The organism is Paraburkholderia sp. UYCP14C (assembly GCF_004197395.1).
In the GTDB taxonomy this organism is placed as follows: domain Bacteria; phylum Pseudomonadota; class Gammaproteobacteria; order Burkholderiales; family Burkholderiaceae; genus Paraburkholderia.
In genome coordinates this window covers 1-20,843 of sequence record NZ_SELS01000091.1, presented here as the reverse complement: position 1 = coordinate 20,843, position 20,843 = coordinate 1, and the positions used below count along the sequence as shown (strand labels likewise).

23 protein-coding genes are annotated in these 20,843 nt (G+C 64.6%); 9 read left to right on the top strand and 14 right to left on the bottom strand.

What is annotated here, in order from left to right:
- The 7 genes from EVC45_RS46325 to hyfB form a co-directional block, all read right to left on the bottom strand.
- Nucleotides 1-244 (bottom strand): hypothetical protein (locus tag EVC45_RS46325; RefSeq protein ID WP_211193555.1); only part of this gene is annotated, 244 nt, incomplete at its 3' end.
- Nucleotides 245-279: 35 nt separating this feature from the next.
- Nucleotides 280-789 (bottom strand): NADH-quinone oxidoreductase subunit B family protein, encoded by a 510-nt coding sequence (locus tag EVC45_RS40135; protein ID WP_129963659.1) that lies wholly within the window; start codon nucleotides 787-789, stop codon nucleotides 280-282.
- The gene (locus EVC45_RS40130; RefSeq protein WP_129963658.1) at nucleotides 789-2,348 is read right to left on the bottom strand and encodes an NADH-quinone oxidoreductase subunit C; all 1,560 of its coding nucleotides are present in this window, start codon (nucleotides 2,346-2,348) and stop codon (nucleotides 789-791) included. Before EVC45_RS40130 ends, EVC45_RS40135 begins: the two co-directional genes overlap by 1 nt.
- A 3-nt stretch (nucleotides 2,349-2,351) precedes the next feature.
- Nucleotides 2,352-3,815, bottom strand: a complete 1,464-nt coding sequence (locus tag EVC45_RS40125) for a hydrogenase 4 subunit F (protein ID WP_129963657.1) — start codon at nucleotides 3,813-3,815, stop codon at nucleotides 2,352-2,354.
- Entirely contained in the window at nucleotides 3,808-4,467 is a 660-nt protein-coding gene (locus EVC45_RS40120) for a formate hydrogenlyase (protein WP_129963656.1), read from the bottom strand. The genes EVC45_RS40125 and EVC45_RS40120 overlap by 8 nt, the downstream gene beginning before the upstream one ends.
- Complete coding sequence (locus EVC45_RS40115; RefSeq protein ID WP_129963655.1) at nucleotides 4,468-5,418, bottom strand: respiratory chain complex I subunit 1 family protein; 951 nt, start codon at nucleotides 5,416-5,418, stop codon at nucleotides 4,468-4,470. It abuts the gene before it with no gap.
- Nucleotides 5,412-7,418, bottom strand: a complete 2,007-nt coding sequence (hyfB, locus tag EVC45_RS40110) for a hydrogenase 4 subunit B (RefSeq protein WP_129963654.1) — start codon at nucleotides 7,416-7,418, stop codon at nucleotides 5,412-5,414. Before hyfB ends, EVC45_RS40115 begins: the two co-directional genes overlap by 7 nt.
- Nucleotides 7,419-7,667: 249 nt before the next feature.
- Here hyfB and EVC45_RS40105 point away from each other — a divergent pair, with 249 nt between their 5' ends.
- Nucleotides 7,668-8,435 (top strand): YoaK family protein, encoded by a 768-nt coding sequence (locus tag EVC45_RS40105; RefSeq protein WP_129963653.1) that lies wholly within the window; start codon nucleotides 7,668-7,670, stop codon nucleotides 8,433-8,435.
- A 183-nt stretch (nucleotides 8,436-8,618) separates the two neighbouring features.
- Entirely contained in the window at nucleotides 8,619-8,804 is a 186-nt protein-coding gene (locus EVC45_RS40100) for a CopG family transcriptional regulator (protein ID WP_090809355.1), read from the top strand.
- A 25-nt stretch (nucleotides 8,805-8,829) separates the two neighbouring features.
- Here the strand turns inward: EVC45_RS40100 and EVC45_RS40095 are convergent, their stop codons facing one another.
- Nucleotides 8,830-9,678, bottom strand: coding sequence for a spermidine synthase (locus EVC45_RS40095; RefSeq protein WP_129963652.1), 849 nt, complete (start codon nucleotides 9,676-9,678; stop codon nucleotides 8,830-8,832).
- A gap of 14 nt (nucleotides 9,679-9,692) precedes the next feature.
- Complete coding sequence (locus tag EVC45_RS40090; RefSeq protein WP_129963651.1) at nucleotides 9,693-10,037, bottom strand: zinc ribbon domain-containing protein YjdM; 345 nt, start codon at nucleotides 10,035-10,037, stop codon at nucleotides 9,693-9,695.
- Nucleotides 10,038-10,347: 310 nt separating this feature from the next.
- On the opposite strand from EVC45_RS40090, the gene xth reads away from it, so the two are divergent.
- Nucleotides 10,348-11,157 carry an exodeoxyribonuclease III gene (gene xth, locus EVC45_RS40085; protein ID WP_129963650.1) on the top strand — a complete coding sequence of 270 codons (810 nt, stop codon included), beginning with the start codon at nucleotides 10,348-10,350 and terminating at the stop codon, nucleotides 11,155-11,157.
- Between the two features lie 96 nt (nucleotides 11,158-11,253).
- On the opposite strand, the gene EVC45_RS40080 is transcribed toward xth, so the two are convergent.
- From EVC45_RS40080 to motA, 4 genes are all read right to left on the bottom strand, one after another.
- Nucleotides 11,254-11,520 carry a CsbD family protein gene (locus EVC45_RS40080; RefSeq protein WP_129963649.1) on the bottom strand — a complete coding sequence of 89 codons (267 nt, stop codon included), beginning with the start codon at nucleotides 11,518-11,520 and terminating at the stop codon, nucleotides 11,254-11,256.
- A gap of 182 nt (nucleotides 11,521-11,702) precedes the next feature.
- On the bottom strand, nucleotides 11,703-12,386 hold the full coding sequence (locus EVC45_RS40075) for a Pr6Pr family membrane protein (protein WP_129963648.1): 684 nt from the start codon (nucleotides 12,384-12,386) through the stop codon (nucleotides 11,703-11,705).
- A 63-nt stretch (nucleotides 12,387-12,449) separates the two neighbouring features.
- Nucleotides 12,450-13,472 (bottom strand): flagellar motor protein MotB, encoded by a 1,023-nt coding sequence (motB, locus tag EVC45_RS40070; protein ID WP_129963647.1) that lies wholly within the window; start codon nucleotides 13,470-13,472, stop codon nucleotides 12,450-12,452.
- 14 nt (nucleotides 13,473-13,486) lie between these two features.
- Complete coding sequence (gene motA, locus EVC45_RS40065; protein WP_129963646.1) at nucleotides 13,487-14,356, bottom strand: flagellar motor stator protein MotA; 870 nt, start codon at nucleotides 14,354-14,356, stop codon at nucleotides 13,487-13,489.
- A gap of 375 nt (nucleotides 14,357-14,731) precedes the next feature.
- On the opposite strand from motA, the gene EVC45_RS40060 reads away from it, so the two are divergent.
- Entirely contained in the window at nucleotides 14,732-16,144 is a 1,413-nt protein-coding gene (locus EVC45_RS40060) for a DUF2252 domain-containing protein (RefSeq protein ID WP_129963645.1), read from the top strand.
- A gap of 23 nt (nucleotides 16,145-16,167) precedes the next feature.
- Here EVC45_RS40060 and EVC45_RS40055 read toward each other — a convergent pair whose 3' ends face one another.
- Nucleotides 16,168-17,013: a polysaccharide deacetylase family protein gene (locus tag EVC45_RS40055; protein WP_129963644.1), complete on the bottom strand. Its 846-nt coding sequence runs from the start codon at nucleotides 17,011-17,013 to the stop codon at nucleotides 16,168-16,170.
- Nucleotides 17,014-17,215: 202 nt separating this feature from the next.
- Here EVC45_RS40055 and EVC45_RS40050 point away from each other — a divergent pair, with 202 nt between their 5' ends.
- The 5 genes from EVC45_RS40050 (at nucleotide 17,216) to EVC45_RS40030 (ending at nucleotide 20,564) form a co-directional block, all read left to right on the top strand.
- Nucleotides 17,216-17,980, top strand: a complete 765-nt coding sequence (locus tag EVC45_RS40050; protein ID WP_129963643.1) for an SDR family oxidoreductase — start codon at nucleotides 17,216-17,218, stop codon at nucleotides 17,978-17,980.
- Between the two features lie 99 nt (nucleotides 17,981-18,079).
- The gene (locus EVC45_RS40045; protein ID WP_248295447.1) at nucleotides 18,080-18,346 is read left to right on the top strand and encodes an oxidoreductase-like domain-containing protein; all 267 of its coding nucleotides are present in this window, start codon (nucleotides 18,080-18,082) and stop codon (nucleotides 18,344-18,346) included.
- Between the two features lie 41 nt (nucleotides 18,347-18,387).
- Entirely contained in the window at nucleotides 18,388-19,263 is an 876-nt protein-coding gene (locus EVC45_RS40040) for an NAD-dependent protein deacetylase (protein ID WP_129963641.1), read from the top strand.
- 41 nt (nucleotides 19,264-19,304) lie between these two features.
- Entirely contained in the window at nucleotides 19,305-19,922 is a 618-nt protein-coding gene (locus EVC45_RS40035) for a pyridoxamine 5'-phosphate oxidase family protein (RefSeq protein ID WP_129963640.1), read from the top strand.
- A 33-nt stretch (nucleotides 19,923-19,955) separates the two neighbouring features.
- Nucleotides 19,956-20,564 carry a DUF938 domain-containing protein gene (locus tag EVC45_RS40030; protein ID WP_129963639.1) on the top strand — a complete coding sequence of 203 codons (609 nt, stop codon included), beginning with the start codon at nucleotides 19,956-19,958 and terminating at the stop codon, nucleotides 20,562-20,564.
- Nucleotides 20,565-20,843: the final 279 nt, after the last annotated feature.

The following is a 20,843-nucleotide window of genomic DNA, read 5'->3' as shown; positions in this document are numbered from 1 at the left end:
TGGCTATGCATGACCTGCCTTCGTCTTGTTTATCCAGAAACCGGGACGATACCACCCACTGAAAATTCAATAGAGGCACAAAACCATTGCGCAGCAATTTCGATGCCTTTGCCGTTGCAGCTACAACGGTATTAAAAACTTGCTGCAAGCGCAAAGCCGTTCTGCGCAATAACGGCAGGTCAATATGCGCAATGAACGCGATGGAGACCGGCTGGAGCCGCGCGAACGTGGTTGGAAGTTGCACACTGCAACGCGGGTCGTGGGAAATCGACCTCCGTCTCAACGCGTCCGGCAGGCTGCCAGGATGCCTCGCAGCAAATCGATCGGCGGGGGCGGACATCCGGGGATCGTCACGTCGACCGGCAAGATCGACGAAACCGGGCCGCATACCGCGTAACTGCCGGCAAAAATGCCGCCCGTGCACGCGCATTCGCCTGCGGCAACGACGAGTTTTGGGGCGGGTGTCGCGTCGTACGCGGCGAGCAGGGCCGCTCGCATATTCAGCGTCACCGGACCGGTCACGAGCATCAGGTCGGCATGCCGCGGACTCGCGACGAATTTGATTCCGAGCCCTTCGATGTTGTAGTACGGGTTGTTCAGCGCGTGGATCTCCAGCTCGCAACCGTTGCATGAACCCGCGTCGATCTGGCGGATGCACAGCGCTCGCCCGAGCAGATCGAGAATGTCCTCGCGAATGCGCCGCTCCTCGTGATGCCATGCGTCTTCCGCCGCCGGCGCGGGTTCAGCGGGAAAATCGGTGCGCGCGAATTGCCGGATCAGTTGCCACATCAGAGATCGTGCCCCGCGTAGTTCAGGTTGAACGACTTGTTGATCAGCGGGAAATCGGGAACGATGTTGCCGATGATCGCGTGTTCGAGCGCCGGCCAGTTCTGCCACGACGGATCGTGGCAGTGGCATCGGGCGATGACGTCGCCCGGCGCGAGATCGAGTGCGACGAATACGTCCCCGCGCCAGCCTTCCACCCAGCCTACGCCTTGCGCGGGCGCCGTTGCGGGCGTCATGGCGACGAGCGTCGGGCCATCCGGAAGATTTGCCAGCAGCGTGCGGATCAGGCGCAAGGATTCATCGATTTCGGCGAAGCGCACGGCGACGCGCGCGGCAACGTCGCCGCGCGCATCACTGACCGCATTGACCGCTATGTCGTCATACGGAGCGGGTCGCAAGTTCGCGCGAACGTCGAAGGTTCGACCGCTGGCGCGGGCGGCCATGCCACGCACGCCGAAGTGCTCGACTACGGCGGGGGTCAGTCGGCCCGTGCCGAGGAATCGATCCTGCAGTCCGGATTGGTCCTCGTACACTTTGCGCATCACGTGGACCTCGCGTTCGATGCGTTCGCATTGCTCGGCCAGCACCGCCGTGTCGTCGAGGCGCACGTCGACCGATACACCGCCCGGCACGATCCGATCCATCAGGTACCGATGTCCGAAGATGCGGGCGCTCGTCCGTATCCAGTCCTCCTTGAGCCGCGAGAACTGCGCGAGTCCGAAGCCGAACCCGGCGTCGTTCCCCAGCGCGCCGAGGTCGCCAAGGTGGTTGGCCACGCGCTCGCGCTCCAGCAGAAGCGCGCGCAGATGCAGTGCGCGCTTCGACGGTAGCGTGCCGCTGGCTTGCTCGAGCGCCATGCAATAAGCCCACGAGAACGCGACGGTCGAGTCGCCCGTAATCCTGGCGGCAACCCGATGACCAAGCGATGCAGGAGTACGTTCGAACAGCCGCTCGACGCCGCGGTGCACATAGCCGAGACGTTCTTCGAGACGCAGCACCTTCTCACCGACGACCGAGAACCGGAAGTGCCCCGGTTCGATGATGCCCGCATGTATCGGCCCGACAGCGATCTCGTGCACGCCGTCGCCCGCAACCTGCACGAATGGGTAGTCCGCCTCGCTCGACTCGAAGGCTTCGACACCGCTCGCCTGCCTTTGCAGCGGGAAATAATCATCGGGCCAGTTGCCGTGATTGAGCCACGGCCGTGTGTCCTGGGCGCCACGCGCCCGCAGGCCGATCAGATCGAAGATCGCCCGTTGCATGCGCGTCGCGCATGGGAACACGGGGACGAGATCGGGATAGTCTCCACCGGGATCCTGCTTACGACCGATCGGCAGGCGCACCCACACTATGCCGTCATCGCTCTCGTACGCGGCGTTCACCGAAAAACCGTCTTCGACAGTTTCGCTGCCCCACATTGCAACGAGGCGCCGCTGCTCTGATCGCGCCATGCGCGCAAGCTCGAGCCACGCCGATTCATCGGCGCTCGCGAGAGCTGCCGGAATCTGGCCCGCACGGTGCGTGAGGCGCGTGACGGTAATTTGCATCGATTCGAGTTGCATCCGTCACCCCGCCAGCATCGTTGCGGCCTGGCGATACCACGTCGCCAGGTAAGGCGGCACATAGAGCCCGAGCATCAGTCCCAGACCCAGATGCACGAATACCGGCAGCGGCGCGGGACGATGCTCGAGAGCTCTGGCTGTCGTCGTTTCACCGAACACCATGCGCTGCACGCGCGCGAAGATCGCTGCGAATGCAACGGCGAGGCCGAGCAGCAACAACGGCGCTGTCCACGGTAGCGTGTTCATCGCGGTCGTCAGGATCAGGAATTCGCTTGCAAACACGCCGAACGGCGGCAGGCCGAGAATCGCGAGCGCGCCGAGCATCAGGCCCCAGCCGACCATCGGGCTGACCTGCAGCAGCCCGCGAATGCCTTCGATCGCCTGCGTGCCTGCCTTCTGCGTCGCGTGGCCGACCGCAAAGAAGATCGCCGACTTGACGAGGGAATGGACGGTCATGTGCAGCAGACCGGCGAACGTCGCGACCGGTCCGCCGAGGCCGAACGCGAACGTCATCAGTCCCATGTGCTCGATCGACGAATACGAGAACAGCCGCTTGACGTCCTTCTGCCGAAACAGCGAGAACGATGCGATCAGCACCGACACGAGCCCGAACCCGACCAGCAATCGCCCCGGCAGTCCATTACCGAGCGCGCCGTCCGCCAGCACCTTGCAGCGCAGTACCGCGTACAGCGCGACGTTCAGCAGAAGCCCTGACAGTACCGCTGAAATCGGTGTCGGGCCTTCGGCGTGCGCGTCCGGCAGCCAGTTGTGCATCGGCACGAGTCCGACTTTGGTGCCGTAGCCGACCAGCAGGAACACGAAGGCGATCGACACGATGGACGGGTCGAGGTGCGTCCTGACGACGGCGAGGCTCGTCCACAGCAACGCATCGCCGTCGCTCAGTTGCCGGCTCGCGGCGAGGTACAGCAGGATCGTGCCGAACAACGCCTGCGCGATGCCGACACCGCACAGGATGAAGTACTTCCAGGCGGCCTCGAGGCTCGCGGCGGTCCGATAGACGCTGACTAGCAGCACGGTGGCGAGCGTGGCGCCCTCCATCGCGACCCACAGCACGCCGAGGTTATTGGTCAGCAGCGCGAGCAGCATCGCGAACATGAACAACTGGTACATGCAGTGATAGAGGCGCATCCGGGTCGCCGTCATCCGGCCGCGTGCCTCTTCGACCTGCATGTACGGCCGCGAGAACAGCGATGTCGTCCAGCCGACGAATGCCGTGAGCGCGACGAGGTATACATTGAGGGGGTCGACGAAGAATGCGCGTCCGAACGCGAACGACGCTCCATGTTCGACGGTGCGCGCGGCGAGCACGAGCGTCGCCGCGAACGTCACGAAGCTGAAGCCGGCGTTCAGGTTGCGCGCGACATGAGCGGGTCGCACGGCCGCGAGACATGCTGCCGCCACGAGCGGAATGCCGAGCACGGCGAGCACGACGTGAGCGTTATTCATCTTTAAGTGTCTCGAGGTGATGGATGTCCAGGCTGTCGAATTGCTCTCGGATCTGGAACATGAACACGCCCAGAATCAGCATCCCGACCAGCACGTCGAGCCCGATGCCGAGTTCCACGATCATCGGCATACCGTTGGTGGCGGCTGTGGCGGCGAAGAACAGCCCGTTCTCCATTGACAGGAAGCCGATCACCTGGGGAATCGCCTTCGCGCGCGTGATCATCGCCATGAACGACAGCAGCACGCACGCAAGCGCGATCCCGAGCGTGCCGCGCGCGGCCGACGTCGCCAGCTGGCTGATCGGCGACGCGACGTTGAACGCGATGATCACGAGCACGATGCCGATCAGCAGCGTCGTCGGAATGTTGATCAGCGGCTCGACGTCGGCCTGAATGTCGAGCCTGCGCACGAGGCGATACAGGATCCATGGAATCAAGCCGACCTTTAGCACGAGCGTCAGTCCGGCGGACACGTACAGATGCGCATCACCCGTCACGAAACCGAGGATCAGGTTGGCCAGAACGAGTGCGACACCCTGCAACGTATAGAGATGGATCAGCGACAGGATCCGGCGCTGGCTCAACATCGCGAACGACAGCATCAGCAGCACGGCCGCGAGAAAATTGATCAGTTGCGTTGCGTAGGCGTGCATTCATGCTCCCAGCAGCAGGTGGACGAGCATGCCGATCACGGCGAGCAGGAACGCGGTCGCAAGGAACTCCGGGACCCGGAATATCCGCATCTTCGCGTTGGCGGTTTCGACCACGGCCAGCGCGGCGCCGCCTGCCATCAGCTTGACGAAGAGCGCCGGCACCGCGAGCAGCAGCGCGAGCGGATTGCCCGCCGCGGCGATCCCCCACGGCATGAACAGTGCAATGCCGATGCACGAGTAGGCGAACAGTTTGAGGCTGGCCGCCCATTCCATCAGCGCGAGGTGACGCCCCGAATATTCGAGGATCAGCGCCTCGTGGATCATCGTCAGCTCGAGGTGGGTGGTCGGGTTGTCGACGGGCAGCCGCGCATTTTCGGCGAGCGACACCAGCGTGAACGCGATGCCGGCAAACGCGAGGCTCGGATAGATCGTCAGTTCGCTGTGCCCGAGCGTCGCGACGATGCTCGTGAGCAGGGTCGATTGTGTAATCAGCGAGGCCGACAGCAGCACCATCAGCAAGGCCGGCTCCGCGAGGAAACCGACCAGCATCTCGCGGCGGGCGCCGAGCGTGCCGAACGCCGTGCCGACATCCATCGCCGCGAGCGACAGCGCGACGCGCGCGAACGCGAACAGGCCGACGAGCGCGATCGCATCCGCGGCGGGAGACAGCGGCAATTCGGTCGACAGCGTCGGCACGATTGCGCAGGCGAGCGTCATCGCTGCCCACACGACATAGGGCGCGCCACGGAACACCGGACTTGCGCCATCAGCGACGACCGACTCCTTGTTGAACAGCTTGTGGAGCATCCGGTACGGCTGCCAGATGCTGGGCGCGCGCCGATTCTGGAGCCACGCGCGGCACTGATTGACCCAGCCCGTCAGCAGCGGCGCGGCGGCAAGCGCCACGACGATCTCGAGGGTTTGCGACAGCACGCCGGATAGGGTCACCATCGTCTCACCAGCATCAGCAGCAGGATCAGGATCGCGAAGCTGTAGGTCAGGTACACGGCGATCCTGCCCGTCTGCAGCCTGCTCGCCCACCCCGCCGCGCGTTGCGTGAATGCCGCGATACGCTCGTAGAGAATGGACCACGTGCGGTCGGCGACCGAGACCCGGTAGACCGGCTGCGCGTCGAATGGCGAAGGCAGTTGCCGCTCGATGCGCAAGAGCGGCGCGAAGATCTCCCGGATCGGTTGTCCGAAGCCTTCCGCCGTATCCTGCATCCGCGCGGTCGTGAACGGGAAGCCGCAACTCCACGGCGCGACCCGTCGCAGCCGACCGTGATAGAGGCGCCGCACCAGCAGCCACGCAAGGCCGCAGCAGGCGACGAAAAACAGCATGAACACGACGGGCATGTAACTTGCCCGTGCAGTCGACACCGGCGCGAAGACCAGCCAGCCATGATTTTCCGCGCCGATTCCGGCACCGACGAGCACGCGCGTGACCCGGTCCAGCACCTTGACGAACTGCGCGGGCATCAGTCCGAGCAGCACACCGGCCATAGCAAACCAGCAGAACGCCAGCCGTTCCCATGTATTCGCGTCGTGTGCGCGACTCAGTTTCGCTTCTCTCGGCTGCCCGAGGAAGACGATGCCGAAGAACTTGACCATCGTGTAACCGGCGAGCGCTGCGGTCATCGCGACGAGCGCGGCCGCGATCGGCACCGTCATCGCCAGCACGGAATTCGGCAAACCCGGCGTGAACAGGAAGCCTTGCAGCAGCAGCCACTCCGCCACGAAACCGCTCATCGGAGGCAAGCCAGCGCTGGCCGCGACGCCCGTGAGCACGGCCCACGCGGTCCACGGCATCACACGGATCAGGCCGCCGAGCTTGCCGAGATTGCGCTCGCCGGTGGCGTGCAGTACGGCCCCAGTGCCGAGGAACAGCAGGCTCTTGAACGTGGCATGCGCGACGATCTGGTAGAGCATCGCGGTCAGCGCAAGCGCGGACAGCTGTGTCATCCCATACGCGCGAAACAGCACCGCGAGCCCGAGCGCGACGATCATCAGGCCGACGTTGTCGATCGACGAATACGCGAGCAGACGCTTCATGTCGACCTGGATCGTGCTGAACACCACGCCGAGCAGCGCGGTGCCGATCCCCAGCACGAGCAGCAGCACGCCCCACCAGGCGATCTGCACGTGCAGCAGGTCGAATACGGTTCGGATCAGGCCGTACAGGCCGACCTTCAGCACGAATCCACTGAGCAGCGCCGAGACGGGGGACGGCGCCGCGGGATGGGCGTCCGGCAGCCACACGTGCAACGGGAACACGCCCGCCTTGGCACCGAATCCAACCAGCGCGAACAGGAACGCGAGCGATGCCCAGAACGCGTCGGGCGACTGCGCGCGCAGGTTGGCGAACGTGTAGTCGCCGGTGCGCGCCTGCAGGATGCCGAAGCAAAGCAGCAGCGCGAGCGCGCCGACATGGGAGATCAGGAAGTACTGGTAGCCCGCGCGGCGGATCTCGCCGATCCGATGGTTGGTCATCACGAGGAACGTTGCGGACAGCGTCAGCGTTTCCCAGGCGACCATGAACACATACGCATCGTCGGCGATCAGCACGAGCGCGATGCTCGCGATGCAAACGTGGTACTCGAAGCAGATGAGTCCCGGCGCAGACCCTTCGCCCTTGCGGAAATAGCCGGCGGAGAAGGCGCCGATGCCCGCGCTGACGACACCAAGCACGAACAGGAAATAGCCGGATAGTCCATCGACGCGCAGATGGAACGGCAAGCCGGGCAGTCCGATCGGCAGCACCGCGGTGCTCGGCTCGGTGAAGATGCCGGCGAGTCCCGCAGCACCCAGCAGCAGCCCTCCCAGCGCGCCGAGCGGATACAGCCCGTGTGCAACGAATCGCGTGCGATGCAGAACCCCGAAGCCCAGCGCGCCGATCGCGAGCCAGGCGGCCGCGACCAGCAGGACGAAATGGACGACCGGGAAAGGTGCCATCCGGAATGTCTCCAGTACGCTCGGATTGGACGAGGAGCATGGAATGAGCGCCGGCTTGCCGGTCTCACTCGAACCGCATTATGACATCAGAAACCAATCTGGATAACAGGATATGATAATGACGTTATCATGTGAACCGCATGTTCGAGCGAATCGGGCGGACTTGCGCGCAGCTCGCCCGCATGCGGTGCGCGAAGCGTCTATCCGCCTCGTCTTTGCTGTTGTTCCGAGCGATTGAGTAGAGATCCTATGCCTGCGCAGTACTTTCGAAGCCTGACGGGAAAACGCCGCAGCACGAGCGCGAACCGTCAGCTCGGGTTTTCTCTGGCCTTCGTCGCCGGCGCCACCAATGCCGGCGGCTTCCTCGCGGTCAGGCAATACACGTCCCATATGAGCGGCATCGTTTCGGCGATCGCGGACCAGGCGGCGCTCGGGGACATCCGGCTCGTGCTGGCTGGCATCGGTTCGCTGGCATCGTTTCTGGTCGGAGCGGGCTGCTCGGCTGTGCTCGTCAACTGGGGGCGCCGCCAGAGCCTGCAAAGCCAGTACGTGCTGCCGTTGGTGGTCGAGGCCGCGCTGCTGCTACTGTTCGGTCTGCTTGGCAGTCACCTCGCGCTACGCGAAGCGTTCTTCGTCCCCGTGACCGTGATCCTGTTGTGCTTCATCATGGGGCTGCAGAATGCGATGATCACCAAGCTGTCGGGCGCGGAGATCCGTACGACACACATGACCGGCATCGTGACGGACCTTGGTATCGAGTTGGGTAAGCTGTTTTACTGGAATCGTTCGGCGTTCGTTGACGACGCGCACGCGGTTATCGCAAACCGCGCGAAGCTGAAGATCCACGGCACGATGCTCGCTTCGTTCTTCGTAGGCGGCCTGATCGGCGCAATCGGTTTCAAGCACGTGGGCTATGTGTCGACCGTGCCGCTCGCGGGCTTGCTCGTTACGCTCGCGATCGTGCCCGTAGTCGATGATGTGTTGACCTGGCTTTATCGGATCGAGCGCAGGCACTGACCTTACGCGAGGTGGGGTGAATCCGGGCCCGCGACGGCATCACGCTACGCCAACGTGTTCGTCCGCGCCGCTGCCGGTTGCGCCGGGGCCGCACCGCGATCGGCGCGCCGACGCCTTCTCGCCGCGCCGTCGAAAGCAAATGCATTATAATTTGGTTAGCATATTCGCCGAGCCGTCCTCGCAATGGAAACGAAAACCGCACGCCTGACCGTCCTGATCGACCCTGCCAAGAAGGAAGCATTTGAAATGCTCTGCTCGGCGCAAGATCTGACGCCGTCACAAGTGGTCCGCCAACTGATCCGCGAGTATCTCGAGCGTCACGGCGTGACCTACAAGACCAAGAGCCCACTCGCCAAGCGGGGCAAGTAACGCCCGGGTTGACGCCGCGTGCCGGTCAAGCGCCGATTTCCCAATGCCCTTGTGCTTTCCCTTGCCCTTGCGCATGCCAGACCAGCCGCTGCGGATCGAGGCGCTCGCCCTCTATCAGGTGGCGAGCAGTAGCGGACAGCTTGAGCTCGCCTGCAAAGGCAAACGAGAGGGCGCGCTCGAACAGGACTTCTCCGGGCGGCAAACGCTGCCCGCTTTTCCAGGCGAACGCGACGAAGTTGCTGTCGTCGCCGCACCGAACGATCGTATAGGAAGCGCCAAATACGGATTTCAGCCGATCGAGGTGCTGCGGTATGGCCGGATCGTCGTCCGTCAAGTTGATGACGAGGACTCCCGTCCCGGTTAAACGCTCGCGACAGGCGGTGAAGAATGCGATGTCCGCGCATCGGTCCGCCATCCCGTCCGCGCCAAACGCATCAACCAGGATCACATCCGTGCGGATGTCATCCTTCATCAAGTAGTCCGCGCCATCCGCGCAAACCACCTTGAACCGTGCGTCGTCCGCCGGAATCCTGAACACGTCACGCAGCGCGATCACCTCGGGGTTGATCTCAACTGCGTCGATCGCGACCTCGGTCAGATGCCGATAGCAATACTTCGCCAGCGATCCCCCGCCTAGTCCGATCATGCAGATGTGCGTGGGAGCCGGCTGCAGCAGCAGAAAACCCATCATCGCGCGGGTATAGCCGAGCGCGAGCCTTTCCGGATTTCTGAGCGACATGAAGCTCTGCGTGGCGAAGTGATCGAAGTGCAGCGACACCGCGTGCTGCGTCTCCAGCACGAACGGTTGCCCAGCACTGATCGGCGTGGACATGAATTTGACGAACGCGTCGTACGAGGTTCGATCCTCAGCCATTCCCGGTATGCCCGTCAGACCTTCTTCAGAAAGCAGGCCTTCAGCATGAAGCTGCCCGCGTCCGTCTTGCAGTCGATTTCGTGGTCGCCACCGACGATCCGGATGCTCTTCACCTTGGTGCCCATCTTCAGCGTGATCGACGAGCCTTTGACGCGCAAATCCTTGATCAGCACGACCGCATCGCCGTCCGACAACACGTTGCCGTTCGCATCCTTGACGACGTTGCCCGCCGGTTCATCGCTCGAGTCGGCGCCGGAGGCGGTCGACCATTCGTTGCCGCAGTCCGCGCACACGTACAGCGTGCCGTCAGGGTACGTGTTTTCCATCGCGCATTGCGGACATGAAGGGGCAGCGATCATTGCAGCTTCCATTGAAACGGTTTCGAGTCAGTCAACAAAAAAGCAGGCGAGCAATCCGCCTTGCCCGAATCGGCCGGTGGCCGGTGGGTGCGCGACATTATAATGGCATACACATACTCTTACCGTGAAATTACCATCCGACTTTCAACGCCATTGATCAGACTTGGAGGTGGCTTCGCTGCGGATGTCGACAGGTTTGACGCGGATGGAATGGTATTCGCTTGGCGGATGATAGATTTGGCACGGGCCAGGACCAGGCCAAAATGGGGTCGTTGCTTCGAACGAATCTGCCGGCGAGGGAGGGATGATCATGGCGAAGCTGCGCATTGCGACGTTCAACATCAACGGCATCCGCTCTCGGCAGGCGGCGCTATTGCAATGGCTCGAGCGCGAGGCGCCGGACGTCGTCTGCCTGCAGGAACTGAAGGCGGTCGATAGCGCGTTTCCAGTCGACGCATTGCGCGACGCCGGATATGGCGCCGTGTGGCAAGGCCAAAGCGCATGGAACGGCGTGGCGATTCTCGCCAAAGGCGACACGCCGGTCGAAACGCGGCGCGGTCTACCCGGTTTCGAAGAGGACACGCATAGCCGTTACATCGAGGCCGCGGTCGGCGGCGTGCTGATCGGGTGTCTGTACTTGCCGAACGGCAATCCGCAGCCCGGCCCCAAGTTCGACTACAAGCTCGCGTGGTTCGATCATCTGATCGCGCATGCGGCACGGCTTTACAAGAGCGGCCACCCGGTCGTGATCGCGGGCGACTTCAACGTCGTGCCGACCGACCAAGACATCTACAACCCGCGCTCGTGGCTAAAGGACGCGCTGCTTCAGCCGGAAAGCCGCGAGCGTTATCGCAGTCTGCTCGCGCAAGGCTGGACCGATGCGCTGCGCACGCATTTCGGCGCCGAGCGCGTCTACACGTTCTGGGATTATTTCCGCCGTCATTGGGACACCAACTCGGGGCTGCGCATCGATCATCTGCTGCTGAGCGCCGATCTCGCGCCGCGCCTGCGCGATGCGGGCGTCGACCGCTGGGTGCGCGGCGAACCGCATGCGAGCGACCATGCGCCGACATGGATCGAACTGGAAATGGGTGCGGGCCGCAAGAAGAAGAGTGGCTAGTGAAGCAGCGGGCGATCTGCCTGGGGCCGATCGCCCGCTTTGGTGCGACTGCTTCGCACCGTTGATCGGCGCCGTCGATACGGCGCCGTGCCTGCGTCAATCGTAGTCGCGACCGCCGCGCGACCACAGCGCGCCCATCACGAACCCGGCGAGTGCGACGACGGCCAGCGTCGTGAACGGGTTTTCGGCCGTCGTGTCGCGCACGAGGCTCGTCGTATTCGCGCACAACTGCTGCGCCTTGCCGCTCAATTCGCGCGCCTTGCCCGCCACTTGCGCGCTGGTGTCGCCCATTGCTTCGCCGACCGCGCTTTGCACCTTGCCCGCGACTTCCTTCACCGCGCCTGCCGCTGAATTCGTATCCATATGCATCGCTCCTGTTGTCATATTTACGTGCGGGCGCGCCGGATTTGCAACGCGCCCGCACAAGGGCGCCGCGCAAGCCGAGCCATGGTGGCGTCGACCTGCGTCAGTGACGAAAGGGCCGCAAGAAGTGCGCCCGGCAACAGGGCGCAATTGCATCCGCTTGACCGGAACTTGCTGCGAGATCATCGTCGGCGCCTGAAATTGATGCCGACGAACACGGCCAGCAGCATCAGAAAGCCGCCGAACAGCAGCGCGGAATTGACGAGCACCTGGCGCAGCCCGAGCGTTTCGACGTCGATGAACGGATACGGATAAAAATCCGACAGGCTGCCGCGCCAGAACGTGATGCCGAGATAGGCGAGCGGATAGACGAGCCACAGCAGAGCGTGGCGCAAGCGCAGATGAAAGCGCGGCACGAACAGCACCCAGTAGAGCGCGGCGAGCATCGGCAGCACGCTGTGCAGAGACTCGTTGAGCAGGCGCCGGTAGGGTGACAGCGGCCACATTCCGCGCAACAGCACGTTGTACGCGATGCCGACGAATACCATGTACGCGACCACCGCGGTCACGACGGTCGGCTGCCGGCAAAAGCGCACGAGCGGCGAGCGGTGCTTCCACAGCGCGATGCAGGTGAAGCACAACGCGCTCGCGAGCACCGTCAGATTGGTCAGATAGCTGCTCATGCGCGCGAGCGCGTCGAACACACTGAGCCCGCGCGCGAGCGTGCGATCGATCGTCAGGTCGGCTTGCGCGAGGAGCGCGATCCACGCGATCAGCGCAGTCACTGCCGCCAACGTCAGCGACGACACACTGGGCGTATGCAGCGGCAGCTCGGGCTCGCGCTGCGGAACGAGGGTAGGGCGCATGCGTTCGATTCTACGCGCGGCCGCACGGCCTTTCGCGCTCAGGCGAACGTGGTGGCGAAAATACTACGGTGTACTACGGGTGCCGGTGGCGGGTTGGGTAGCAGGCTGCGAAGCGGGTTGCAAATCCGGTTGCAGCCGCGCCGCCACGGCCGGAAGCGCCGCGCTCACCGGCGGCGATTCATCGAGCGTGGTGCGGCCGCCATCGTGGAAGAATGCCTGCTCCGCGGCCTTGTTCAGCACGAGGATGCTGATGCGCCGGTTGGTGGGCTCATCGGCGACGTGGCTGTTCAGCGGCAGCACGTCGGCGAGGCCGCGCACCTGCAGCAGCTTTTCGCCGTGCATGCCACCGGCAACCAGCGCGCGGCGCGCCGCATTCGCGCGTTCGGACGACAGTTCCCAGTTCGAATAGCCTTCGGGGCCGGCCGTGTAGGGCACCGCGTCGGTGTGGCCCGCGATCGAAACGCGGTTGTCCACGTCGTTCAGCGCGGCGCCGATCTGCGTGAGGATCGTCACCGCGTACGGCTGCAGCTTCGAACTGCCGGACGCGAACATCGGCCGGTTCTGCGAATCGACGATCTCGATGCGCAGGCCCTCGTTCGTGATCGAGATGCGGATCTGGTCCTTGAACGTCTTCAGCACGGGGCTCTGCTCGATCAGCGCGCTGAGCTTCGCCTTCAGCTGCTGCAAGCGCTCGGCATCCGCCGGCGTGACGGCGGGCGTCGCGGCACGCGGCGGCGTCGGCTCGGTCTGGCTCTTCGTGCCGACGCCGGGCCGCGTATCGGAGACGTCGCGCCCGCCGCCCTGCACGACGCTCGGCCGCGCCGCGGCGGTGCCTTCGTTGCCGCCGAGCAGGCTCGACAGCGGCGTGTTGAAGTAGTCCTCGATGCCTTGCTTGTCGTACTTCGACGTGGAGCCGAGCAGCCACATCAGCAGGAAAAACGCCATCATCGCGGTGACGAAGTCGGCGTAGGCGATCTTCCAGGCGCCGCCATGATGCGCGCCGTGCTCGTCGCCCTTCCTCGAACGACGCACGATCACCGGCGGGGGCGCCGCCTCCCGCGCCGCGCGCGATCTTCTTTCGCTCATGTTGCCGCTCCGCTTCAGGCCGACTTCGGCATTCTGGTCGCGCGCACGGCGTCGTCGAGTTCCTGGAAGCTCGGGCGGTCGGCGGTGAACAGTACCTTGCGGCCGAATTCCACCGCGACCGGCGGCGCGTAGCCGGACAGCGACGCGAGCAGCACCGCCTTCACGCACTGATACGGTTTGGCTTCGGCGCGGCCCTTCGCGTTCAGCAGATCGGCGACGGGCCCGATGAAGCCATACGCGAGCAGAATGCCGAGGAAGGTGCCGACCAGCGCGCCCGCGATCATCTCGCCGAGCACGGCGGGCGGCGCGCCGACCGAGCCCATCGTGTGCACGACGCCCATCACCGCGGCGACGATGCCGAACGCGGGCAGGCCGTCGGCCATCTTCTGGATCGCGTTGGCCGCCACCGACGCTTCCGCATGATGAGTGGCCAACTCTTCGTCCATCAGGTCCTGCATCTCGTGCACGTTGACGTTGCCGCCCGACATCATGCGCAAATAGTCGACGATGAAATCGAGCAGGTGGTGATCCTCGAGCACGTGCGAGTACTTCTGGAAAATCACGCTGTCCTCGGGGTTGGAGACGTCGTTTTCTAGTGCCATCATCCCTTCCTTGCGCGCCTTTTGCAGCAGTTCGTAAAGAAGGGCGATCAGCTCCAGATATTTTTCTTTCGTATAGCCGCCGCCCTTGAAGCACGATGGCAGCGCCTTGATGGTCTTCTTCAGCGTCGAGGTCGGATTGCTAACGACAAACGCGCCGATCGCCGCACCGAAAATACATAGCAGTTCGAACGGCTGTACGAGCGCCGGCAGATGTCCGCCGACGCCAACGAAACTTCCGATCACAGAAACGATTACGACGACCCAGCCGATTGCGACAAACATGCTTTCTCCGTTTTTCCTTGCGCGACGCACGTTCATGCACAGTGCGAAACAGGCCCTTTTTCAAGGGCTTTTCGTGCGTCGTGAAAATCCTTATGGATGGGTATACGGCGCGCTTCGCATTTGCTGAAGTGCATGGTGCGACGAAAGTTGAAATTTTCACCAACCGGTTAGTTTTCGCAGAAACCCGTCGGTAAGTTTGTCCGCTTTTGGCCGCGATTCGGGCGAACGTGAGGCAGAGAAAGCACCAGTACATTTTTACCGATCTGCTGTTCCGACCCGTTATGATCGCGACTGCAGCCCTCGGTTCAACGACGCCATGCGCGCGAAGCAGTCTCTGTCATCGCCGGTTCAAGACTCGCCAAACGGAGAGAAACCATGAAAGCCAGCACCATTGCCGAACGGGAAGCGCGCGGCCGCGCCGCGCGCGACCATTCGAAACGCTCGAGCCATCGGGCGGTCGGCGAGTTGCACCGCGATCCGATCGAACTGCTGAAACAAAGCAGTGCGGAGCGCGTCGAGAGGCTGGCGCCGCTGCGCTACGGGCGCATGGCCGTGTCCCCTTTCACGTTCTTTCGCGGCAGCGCGATCCTGCAGGCGCACGATCTGAGCAAGGTGCACGACACAGGGCTCAGCATGCCGATCTGCGGCGACGGTCATCTGATGAATTTCGGCGGCTTCGCGACGCCCGAGCGGCAACTGATCTTCGACCTGAACGACTTCGACGAAGTCGCGATCGGCCCATTCGAATGGGACCTGAAGCGCCTGTGCGCGAGCCTCGTCGTGGCCGCGCGCCATATGCGGCTGAGCCGTGGCACCGCCGAGAGCCTCGTGATGACCGCGGTCCGCTCGTATCGCGATCGCATCGCGCAATACGCGCAGTTCGGTGCGCTCGAATTGTGGTACGACCGCATCACGTTCGACCGCATGGCCGAGATCGCGCTGACGCCCGAGGGCCGCCGCGCGGTGCGGCGCGGCATGGAAAAGGCCGCGAGCCGCACGCATGAAAACCTGCTCGAAAAAATGGCCTCGTTCGATGGCAATCGTTGGAAGATCCACGACGCGCCGCCCGCGTTGTTTCACATACTTGGTGCGAACACGCTGTTTACGGCCGAGGAAACTGAAACCTACCGCACCGGCAACGTCGACAAAATGGTCGAGCAGGTGTGGAACGAATACCGCAAGTCGCTGGCGCATGACCGGCGCGAACTGCTCGATCACTTCACGAGGCAGGACATCGTGTTCAAGGTGGTCGGCGTCGGCAGCGTCGGCACGCGTTGTCTGGTCGTGCTGCTCGTCGATCACATGGGCAAGCCGTTGTTCCTGCAGCTGAAGGAGGCGCGGCCATCGGTGATCGCGCAGTTCTACAAGTCGCCGGCGCTCAAGCATCAGGGCGAGCGCGTCGTGCAAGGACAGCGGATGCTGCAGGCCGCGAGCGACGTCTTCCTCGGCTGGGGGACGGGGCCGCTCGGGCGGCATTTCTATTTCCGCCAGCTGCGCGACATGAAGCTGTCCGCGAATATCGAGCTGTTCGATAGCGAACTGCTCGACGGCTATGCGCGGCTATGCGGCTGGATCATGGCGCGCGCGCATGCGAAGGCGAGCGGCCAGGCGATCGAGATCAGCTCGTACATCGGCCGCGGCGATCAGTTCGCCGAAGCGCTGGCCGGCTACGCGAGCGCCTATGCGGATCAGGTCGAGCGCGACTATGACGTGTTCATGAAAGCGTGCCGCAGCGGCAAGCTCGAAGCGCGTACCGATGAGGATATGGCGGCGGATTTCAGCATGTAGCGCTGTGCGCGCCTGGTGTCACTTCACGCGCATCGACAATCGTCGACGCGCGCTTCGCGCAGCGTCACGAAACGCAGATGCCGCTCGCGCGCCGTTTCGATCACGCTCGGCAGCACCGCGAGAATCAGCGGCTGCCCTTCGATCGTCAGCGCGGCGTTGCCGTCGTGCAGCAACAGGATGTCGCGCGCGGCGAGGCCATCGAGCAGCCGCCGGGCGACCACGTGAGGGTCACGCTCGCGCGTATCGTAGCCGCGCCGCGTCCATGCCGCGAGACGCAAATCGAGCTTGCGCAGCACCGGCTCCAGGAAAAGGTTGCGCAGGCCGGCGGGTGCGCGGAAGAACATCGGCCGCGCGCCGCTGACGGTTTCGAGCGTGCGTTGCGCGGCAGCGATCTCGCGCGTCAACGCGTGCGGAAACGTGACCGAAAACGTATGCACGTGTGCCTGCGAATGATTTTCGAGCGCATGTCCACGCGCGACGATCTCGCGCGCGAGTCGCGGATAACGCTCGACCCTCGAACCGATGCAGAAGAACGTCGCGCGCACGTCGAACGCATCGAGCAGATCGAGCACTTGCGGCGTGACGACGGGATCGGGGCCGTCGTCGATGGTCAGCGCGATCGCATCCGCGTTGCGCGGGCTCGCGGGCAGGCGGGTCCAGTTGGGGCCGAGCAGCGTCGTGCGCGGCAACAGTCCTGTGATCGTGAACAGCGCGTGGTTCGCGACGATCGCGGCGAGCCACCATGGCCACGCGGCCGGCGCGACGGCCACGCCGATCAGCACGATCACGTGCCAGCCGATCGTGCCGTTCAGCAGCGCGGAGTTGCGGCTACGGGGCCAGCGGCGCGGTAGGTTGGGGAATTCATTCATCAAACGTGCTTCCAGTACGCCTTCGTCCATCCCGGGAAGGCCGTGAATCGTGCGCGATGCGCAACCGCGAACAATACCATTGTTGTGCTCGTCGACGCGCCGCGTTGCCTGTGAAAGCGCGCTGAAAGACGTCCCCGGTTTGCGATCGCCGATTCGCTGTTGTATGGTGCGCGTCGCAGCCCAATCCAACAGGAGATGCGTGATGTCGGAAACACAAAACGGAAAAGTGGCGCTGGTGACGGGCGCGGGCAGCGGCATCGGCCGCGCGTGCGCGCTGACGCTCGCGCAGCACGGCTATAGCGTGGTGCTCGCGGGACGCCGCCAGGCCGCGCTCGAGGCGGTCGCGCAGGAAGCGCAGGCGCTGGGGGGCGACATGCTCGCGGTATCGTGCGACGTCACCGACGCCGCCAGCGTCGCCGCGCTGTTCGACACGATCCGCGCGCGCTTCGGCCGGCTCGACGTGCTGTTCAACAACGCGGGACGCAACGGCTCGCCGGTCGATCTCGACGAAGTGAGCATCGACGAGTGGCGCTCGATCGTCGACACCAATTTGAACGGCGTATTCCTGTGCACGCGCGCGGCGTTCGGCCTGATGAAGACGCAGAACCCTCGTGGCGGGCGCATCATCAACAACGGCTCGATCTCCGCGCATGCGCCGCGCCCGAACAGCGCCGCGTACACGGCGACCAAGCATGCGATTACCGGGCTCACGAAAGCGGTGTCGCTCGACGGCCGCAAATACGACATCGTGTGCGGGCAGATCGACATCGGCAACGCGGGGACCGAGATGGCCGCGCGCATGGCACGCGGCGTGCCGCAAGCGAACGGCGAGATCGCGGTCGAGCCGCTGATGGACGTGCAGCACGTCGCCGACGCGGTGCTGCATATGGCGAGCCTGCCGCTGTCGGCGAACGTGCAGTTCATGACGATCATGGCGAGCAAGATGCCGTTCGTCGGGCGCGGTTGAGCGGCGCGCCGCATCCGCGCGGCGAGTGGCGGGAGCAGGGCGCGCGGGTTCAACTTATACTGGGCGCTCCGCCGTCTTGCAACGCAAATGCCCCGCGCCGTGCCCCGAGCCACACCGAGCGACGACCCGCCCCCGCAGCCGCCCGTGCGGCCCGATCTCGACGACTGCTGTCATAGCGGCTGCACGCAGTGCGTGTTCGATCTCTACGACGAAGCGCTCGAGCGCTACGAACTCGCGCGGGCTGCGCGGCAGGCGCAGAATGCGCGGCCGTCGCGGCGAGCGAACACGCAGGGCGCGAAGTCGAAGCCGCCAGCCGACCCGAGTCGCTCGACACCCTCGCGCGGCAAACCGGGCCCGCGCCGCTGATTGGCACACGAATTCGCGCACGATCCTCCACCGTCCCCGTCATGACCGACCTTCAGCTCACGCCGACCGAATCCCACGCCGACCCGCACACGCTAGACGATCTGCATCGCTTCGTGCAGCGTCACCCGCGCCTGTTCGTGCTGACCGGCGCGGGCATCAGCACCGACTCCGGCATCCCCGGCTATCGCGACGACAACGGCGCATGGAAGCGCTCGCCGCCGATCACGCTGCAGGAGTTTCTCGGCACGCTCGCGATGCGTCAGCGCTACTGGGCGCGCAGCATGGTCGGCTGGCCGCTCGTCGCGCGCGCGCAGCCGAATGCCGCGCATGTCGCGCTCGCGCGACTCGAAGCGGCGGGCCACGTGCCGACGCTGGTCACGCAGAACGTCGACGGTTTGCATCAGCGCGCGGGCAGCCGCGACGTGATCGAGCTGCATGGCGGCATCGACGGCGTCGGTTGTCTCGACTGCGGCACGCAGCATTCGCGCGCGCAGATCCAGCGCACGCTCGAAGCCGACAACCCCGCGCTCCTCGACGTCACCGCCGAAGCCGCCGCCGATGGCGACGCGCATCTCGAGTGGCACGATCTCGGCGGCTTTCGCGTGCCGGCATGCTCGAACTGCGGCGGGATGCTGAAGCCGTCGGTGGTGTTCTTCGGCGAGAACGTGCCGAAGGCGCGAGTCGTTGCGGCCACGCATGCGCTCGATGCGGCCGACGCTGTGCTGGTGGCCGGTTCGTCGCTGATGGTGTATTCCGGCTACCGCTTCTGCGTGTGGGCGCAGCGCCAGGGCAAGCCGATCGCGGCGATCAACCTCGGCCGCACGCGCGCCGATCCGCTGCTGTCGCTGAAGGTGGCCGCGCCGTGCGGCGATACCTTGAGTGCGCTCGCCGGTCTGCTGGCCGGCGATCGAGAATGAATACGTCGCGCGAATCACCATCAACGGTTGAGGAAACCTCCATGCTGACGACGATCGAACAGCTCGAAGCGCTGTACGCACAACCAGGCGAGCGCGCGCTGCGCAAGGAGATCCCGTATGTCAACGACGACTACCGCGCGTTCATCGCCGCCGCGCCGTTCGTGGTGCTCGCGACGAGCGGCCCCGACGGTCTCGACTGCTCGCCGCGCGGCGACACAGCGGGCTTCGTGCGCGTCGTCGACGAACGCACGCTCGCGCTGCCGGACCGCCCCGGCAACAATCGGCTCGACAGCCTGCGCAACGTCATCGTCGATCCGCGCGTCGCGCTGCTGTTCGTGATCCCGGGTGTCGGCGAGACGTTGCGCGTGAACGGCCGCGGCCGCGTGTCGAACGATGCGGCGCTGCTGGACAGTTTCGGCGTTGACGGTAAACTGCCGCGCACCGTGCTGCTGATCGACGTCGACGCCGTGTACTTTCATTGCTCGAAGGCGCTCGTGCGCTCGCAGCTGTGGGACCCGGCGCGTCACGTCGAGCGTTCGCAACTGCCGAGCGCGGGCGAGATCCTGCAACGCATCATCGCCACGAACGGCGGCGAGCAATTCGATGCCGCCGCCTACGATCGCGAGTTGCCCGAGCGCGTGCGCGCCACGCTGTACTAACGTAAAACGCAAATGCAAAACGCAAGGCCGACCATGACCGACACCCGGCAACATTCACCATCCGCCGAACGCAATCGCGAACCGATCCTCGCCGTGCTGCGCGATGCGCTGCCGGCGCGCGGCCGCGTGCTCGAAATCGCGAGCGGCACCGGTGAGCACGCGATCTGCTTCGCCGGCGCGCTGCCCGGTCTCGACTGGCAGCCGAGCGATGCCGACGAGGAAGCGCGCGCGTCGATTGCCGCGTGGACCGCGCACGCGGGGCTCGCGAACTTGCGCGCGCCGCTCGCGCTCGACGTGCATCAGCCGGATTGGGGCGTCGACGCGCTCGACGCGATCGTCTGCATCAACATGATCCACATCTCGCCGTGGAGCGCGGCGCAGGCGCTGTTCGAGGGCGCGGGGCGGCGGCTCGTCGACGGCGGCGTGCTCTATCTATATGGCCCTTACCGGCGCGGCGGCGCGCATACGGCGCCGAGCAACGAAGCGTTCGATCAGTGGTTGAAGAGCCGCGATCCCGAATGGGGCGTGCGCGATATGGAAGCGGTCGTCGCGCTCGGCGACGCGGCGGGGCTCACCTGCGAGCGGGTGGTCGTGATGCCGGCGAACAACTTCAGTCTGGTGTTCGTGAAGCGGTCCGCGTAGCGGGTCCATCGACGGGCCGCGCATTCGTCCATGCCTTCCGCCAAACCTCAGTCCGATCCCAAACCGAAGCCGCCGCCCAAACGCAGACGCGAGCACAATACCTGTCTTCACGCGCAAACAGGAGTCACGCAGGAGTACGGCACGAGCACGAGCATCTGGCGTGCTTGCGCGCCACCAAGCGGCAAGCGCGCATTTCTTTTATGCCTCTATTGAATTTTCAGTGGGTGGTATCGTCCCGGTTTCTGGATAAACAAGACGAAGGCAGGTCATGCATAGCCA